Below are 6,126 nucleotides of genomic sequence, written 5' to 3'. Positions count from 1 at the left end.
GCTCGCCTTCAGCGACACGACCCGATCGGCGGGGTTCAGCACGGTCGGCCTCGCCGGACCCTGCTCCACCGCCTTGAACGCCAGCCACGCATCACTAGTGCCCGGAGGCGCCTCGACATTCAATGTGCCGCGCTGACGGTCCGTGGTCCACACGAAATACGGACTTGCGTACGTCGTGTGGTTCACGTCCTGCAGCCCGTTGGCGAACGCTTGAGCCGCCACCTCGGCTTGGAGGTTCTCCTCTCCGAGTTTGCAGCCGGCGAGAACGAAGATCACCTCTTCGTCGTCCGCCACCCCAAGCTCCTGCCGGATCCCGGGCAGCATCGGCTTCACCATCGAGGCCGCGTGCTCGCCGATGACGCGAGCCGACAAGGACGTGTCACGCCCCGTCCCAGCCGGTACCAGAATCTTGAATAGTCCCGGAACTCCGTGCATCGACACGTACACGGTGGGCTTCTGCTCACCGTTCACGACCACCCAGGGCAGCGGATACCTTTCCGGATACTTCTTGCCTACCTCATTGACCAGGTAGAATCCCGCCCCCTCTCCGGAGTTGAACTGCGTCCAGAAGCGGCGTTCGCGACCAGCACGTTCGGCCTTCGTGTCGAAGGAGAGGGCGACCGCGTGACCGGATGCGGTACTGATCTTCTCGACATCGAAGACGTCGAGCCCGGCGTGGCCGAAGACCAGTTCCTCGTAACCACGCGCCTTCTCCACACCGTTCTGCTCATCACCCGACGTCAGGGCATGGGCCACGTCCAGCAGCCGGTCATGCTGCTCTGTCTCGCTCGCCAGGTCGAACCAGGACGGGTGGTGACGGGCGATCAATTGATACGCCTGCTCGAAGACAGCCTCGGCGTTCTCTTCGCGCAGCAGTGCGTCATGCAGCGCCAGCCTGCGGGCCAGCGTCTCTGCGGCCACCGGGGTCTTCAGCCACATTTCGGCCGCGACCAGCCTGTTCCGGTCCCTTCGCTCCGAGAGGGACAGCTTCTTCCACTTGGGGGTCGTCTGCCGGACCAGATCCCGTGCCCCGGTGATCAGGGCACGAAGATCCTTCAAGCTGAGCGAGCCGTCACGTACCTCCTGATGCAACCGCTCCTTCGCCGCATTGACGACGGACCGGAAGGTCTCCCGCTGCTGCCTCATGAAGTCGGTGGCCCACCCGGCAGGGGAGGCGGGGCCGTGGCCCTCCTCCGTCGGCACTCTGTCGGGTTCGGACGAGTTGATGCTGAAGACCAGCGACTCCGTGTTTGCGGACTCGCCCCTCTGCCCGCGGGTCACCAACTGCGGGATGGACCGCGGCTGCTGCGTGTCGGCAGGGCCGTCCAGGTTGGCCCATCGTGTCGCGCCGGACGGCGGCGTGATCGAACTCCCGGTGCCGACGACCGCGGTCGGCGAGCTCGCCCGGCGCTCCGGGCCGTAGTGCCGAGGCCCGCCTGGGGCCGTGCCGGCCAGCCAGGCCCAGGCGCCCGCCGCGGCGGCCAGCACCCCGCCGCCCTGCGGCGCTTGCGCGGTCGTTTCCTGCGGGCGCGGTTGCGCTGGCGGGGACGTGAGGAACGTGTGCTCGCCGCTCTCGTCGGTGCCGAAGACCTGCCACCAGATGTCCGGGGAACCTTCTTCGGAAGGCACCTCGACGCACATCTCGACGACGCCGGTGTACGGAGCCTCGACCTGGGAGAGCTTGCCACGCGGCCCGACGACGGGGTTGCGCTTGCCCTGAGCATGGAGGAACCGGGCAAGCTCCTCGGCCGAGGACCTGCCGCCCTCCCGCCACGGCGCGAGACCTGCGTAGTCCACGGCCAGCACCACGGGGATGTCCGGATCCAGATCCTCCTCGATGAGCCAGGCCCCCAGGTCCTCCATGCTGATGACCGCATGGCCCCACGTGCCGTCCTCGTATCCGAGGTAGGAAAGGACGCCGGTCCCAGAACGTATGCCGTCGATCCAGAGCATCCCCTGCTCGCTCCGGCCGCCCAGGAGGTGCTTCAGCTGCGATGCGGCGAGAGGCTTCCGCCACACCCGGTCCGTGCTCGCCTTCAGCGACACGACCCGATCGGCTGGATTCAGCACGGTCGGCCTCGCCAAGCCCTTCTCCGCCGCCTTGAACGCCAGCCAGGCATCGGCGGTGCCGGGCGGAGCCACGACGCCTAGTTCCCCCTCCTTCAAGGGCCACACCATGTACGGACTCGCGTATGTCGTGTGGTTCACGTCCTGCAGCCCGTTGGCGAACCCCTGAGCCGCCATGTCGGCCTGGAGGATCTCCATTCCCATCCTGCAGCCGACGAGAACGAAGATCACCTCTTCGTCGTCCGCCACCCCGAGCTCCTGCCGGATCCCAGGCAGCATCGGCTTCACCAGCGAGGCAGCATGCTCGCCAATGAGGCCCGCCATCCCGGGAATGTCGCGTCCCGACCGGGCAGATAGCTTAAGGCCGAAAATTTCCGTAGTTCCGTGCAGCGAGAGGTACACGGTGGGCTTCTGCCGACCTTTCACGACCACCCAGGGCAGCGGATGCGATCTAACCGGCCTGCCCAGAACATCGACCAGACGGAACACCGCACCCTTGCCGGAGTAGAAGGATGTCCAGAATGCGAGGTCCGCACCTCGTTCGGATTCCGGTACGAAGGAGAGGGCGACCGCGTGATCGGATGCTGTGTAGATCTTCTCGACATCGAAGAGGTCCAGCCCGGCGTGGCCGAAGACCTGTCCCTCGTAACCGCGCGCCTTCTGTACACCGTTCTGCTCATCACCCGACGTCAGGGCGTGGGCGACATCCAGCAGCCGGTCATGCTGCTCGGTCTCGCTCGCCAGGTCGAACCAGGACGGGTGGTGACGGGCGATCAACTGATACGCCTGATCGAAGAGAGCCTCGGCGTTCTCTTCGCGGAGCAGTGCGTCGTGCAACGCCAGCCTGCGGGCCAGTGTCTTCGCGGCCGCCGGGCTCTTCAGCCACGCTTCGGCCGCGACCAGCGTGTTCCAGTCCTTTCGCTCCGAGAGGGACAGCTTCTTCCACGTGGGGGTCGTCTCCCGGACGTGATCTCGTGCCCCGTTGATCAGGGTACGAAGATCCTTCGAGCTGAGCGAGCCGTTACGTACCTCCTGATCCAACTGCTTCTTCGCCGCATCGGCGTCGGGCCGGTAGGTCTCCCGCTGCCACCTCATGAGGTGGGTGGCCCACCCGGCAGGAGAGGCGGGGCCCTGGGGCTCCTTCGTCATCGCTCCGGCCAGTCCGGAGGAGTCGGTGCCGGCGATCACGGACACCGTGTCCGCGGGGTCGCCCTTCCGGCCTGGGGGTGCGGGATGCGGGACCGGCCGCCGCTCGTCCGCAGCGCCGTCCTGGGTGCCCCGTAGTGTCGTGCCGGACGGCGGCGTGACGGGAGTCCCAGGCTCGACGACCGCCGCCGGCGAGCCGCCGTCCTCCGTCGTCTGGGGGGTCGTGTCCAGCGAGCGCACCTGCGGAGTCGTGTCCAGCGGGCGCGGCTGCGGTGGCGGGGGCGTGAGGAACGTGTGTTCGCCGCTCCCGTCGTCACCGAAGACCCGCCACTCGACGTCCGGGGAACCCTCTTCGGATGGCACCTCGACGCGCATCTCGACGACGCCGGTGTACGGGGCCGTGACCTGGGAGAGCTTGCCACGCGGCCCGACAACGGGGTTGCGCTTGCCCCGGTCCTGGAGGATCTGGGCGAGCTCCTCCGCCGGGGACCTGCCGCCCTCCCGCCACGGCGCGAGACCCGCGTAGTCCACGGCCAGCACCACGGGAATGTCCGGGTCCAGATCCGCCTCGATGATCCGGGCCAGGTCCTCCATGCTGATGACCTCATGACCCCAGGTGCCGTCCTCGCGTTCGAGGTAGGCAAGGACGCCGCTCCCGAAGCGTATGCCGTCGATCCAGAGCACCCCCTGGTCACTCCGGCCGTCCAGCAGGCGATTCAGCTGACCCGACGCGGCGAGAGGACTCCGCCACACCCGGTCCGTGCTCGCCTTCAGCGACACGACCCGATCGGCGGGGTACAGCACGGAGGGCCTCGCCGGGCCCTTCTCCACCGCCTTGAACGCCAGCCAGGCATCACGAGTGCCGGAAGGCGCCTCGATGCCAAGTCCTCCCTTGGTCAAGGTCCACACGTAGTACGGACTCGCGTACGTCGTGTGGTTCACGTCCTGCAGCCCGTTGGCGAAACCCTGAGCCGCCACCTCGGCCTGGAGGATCTCCTCTCCGACGTTGCAGCCAGCGAGAACGAAGATCATCTCTTCGTCGTCCGTCACCCCGAGCTCCTGCCGGATCCCGGGCAGCTTCTGCTTCACCAGCGAGGCCGCATGCTCGCCAACGACGCGAGCCATCTGGGAAGTGTCACCTCCCGACCGGTCCGAGAGCACAAGGCGGAAAGTTTCCTGATTTCCGTGCAGTGAGATGTACACGGTGGGCTTCTGCTCACCGTTCACGACCACCCAGGGCAGCGGATGCAATTCACCCGGAAGCTTCTTTCCTCCCTCATCGACCAGATGGAATACCGCTCCCTCGCCGGAGTTGAACTGCTTCCAGATGGCGCGTTCGCGATGGTCACGTTCGGCCTTCGGGTCGAAGGAGAGGACCACCGCGTGATCGGATGCGGTACTGATCTTCTCGACATCGAAGACGTCGAGCCCGGCGTGGCCGAAGACCAGTTCCTCGTAACCGCGCGCCTTCTCCACACCGTTCTGCTCATCACCCGACGTCAGGGCATGGGCCACGTCCAGCAGCCGGTCATGCTGCTCTGTCTCGCTCGCCAGGTCGAACCAGGACGGGTGGTGCTGGGCAATCAATTGGTACGCCTGCTCGAAGACAGCCTCGGCGTTCTCTTCGCGCAGCAGTGCGTCATGCAGCGCCAGCCTGCGGGCCAGCGTCTCTGCGGCCACCGGGGTCTTCAGCCATATTTCGGCCGCGACCAGCCTGTTCCGGTCCCTTCGCTCCGAGAGGGACAGCTTCTTCCACTTGGGGGTCGTCTGCCGGACCAGATCCCGTGCCCCGGTGATCAGGGCACGAAGATCCTTCAAGCTGAGCGAGCCGTTACGTACCTCCTGATTCAACTGCTTCTTTGCCGCATCGGCGTCGGACCGGTAGGTCTCCCGCTGCCGCCTCATGAGGTGGGTGGCCCACCCGGCGGGCGAGGCAGGACTGTGGGGCTCCTTCGTCGTCACTCCGGCCAGTCCGGAGGAGTCGGTGCCGGTGATCACGGACGCCGTGTCCGCGAGGTCGCCCATCCTGCCTGGGGGCGCGGGATGCGGGACCGACTGCTGCTCGTCCGCAGGACCGCCCTCGGTGCCCCGTAGTGTCGTGCCGGAAGGCGGCGTTACGGAACGCTCGGTGCTGACGACCGCCAACGGTGAGCCGCCGTCCTCCGGCGCTTGCGCAGTCGTTTCCTTCGGGCGCGGCCGCAGTGGTGCCGGCGTGAGGAAAGCGTTGCCGTCGGGGAACTCGGCCTCGAACTGCCGTGCCAGCTGTGCCGCGACATCGGGCCCGTTCGCCGCCGACTCGTGCACGAGCTCGGCAAATCTCATCTGCTGGTCGGCCGGGTTCAGCTGCCGCCAGGAAGGGTGCTGCGTGGCGAGGAGGTGCTGCACATGCAGCACGAACGGCTCATACATGCCGAGCGATTGCTTGGTGAACAGATCCACCGCCCGCAGACGGCGCACCAGGGCGTGAGCCGACGCCCGGTCGCCCGGCCCCCGCTCGCGATACCCCCGCTCCAGCTCCTGAGCCACCCGCCACAGCCGGTCCTGCTGCTCCTGGTCCGACAGCGACGACCACATCGGATGCGACGCCTTCATGATCGCCTTGGCCTCGTTGAGCAGCGCCTCCACCCGCTCGCCGGTCAGTGCCGCGCGCAGCTGGGCCTCGGCGGACCGGGATGCGCCCGCCGCTGCTTCCTTCTCACGCAGCACGCCCTCATCGAGCCAGTGCGCCAGTTGCTCGCTGCTCTGGTCAGAACCGAAGACCCGCCACTCGACGTCCGGGACACCTTCGCCGAAAGTCACCTCGACGCGCATCTCGATGACGCCGGTGTCCGGGGCCGTGACCTGGGAGAGCTTGCCACGCGGCCCGACAACGGGGTTGCGCTTGCCCTGGGAGCGGAGGAACCCGGCAAGCTC

General features: G+C 67.3%; 1 pseudogene. It reads right to left on the bottom strand.

Annotated elements, in window-relative coordinates:
* A pseudogene (locus FB157_RS46890) lies at positions 1-6,126 on the bottom strand (hypothetical protein); the annotation flags it as partial.

The sequence above is a fragment of the Streptomyces sp. BK340 genome (genome assembly GCF_007827595.1).
Classification (GTDB): Bacteria; Actinomycetota; Actinomycetes; order Streptomycetales; family Streptomycetaceae; genus Streptomyces.
Note: the sequence above shows the minus strand (reverse complement) of the source record. Positions and strands in the feature narration are given on the sequence as shown.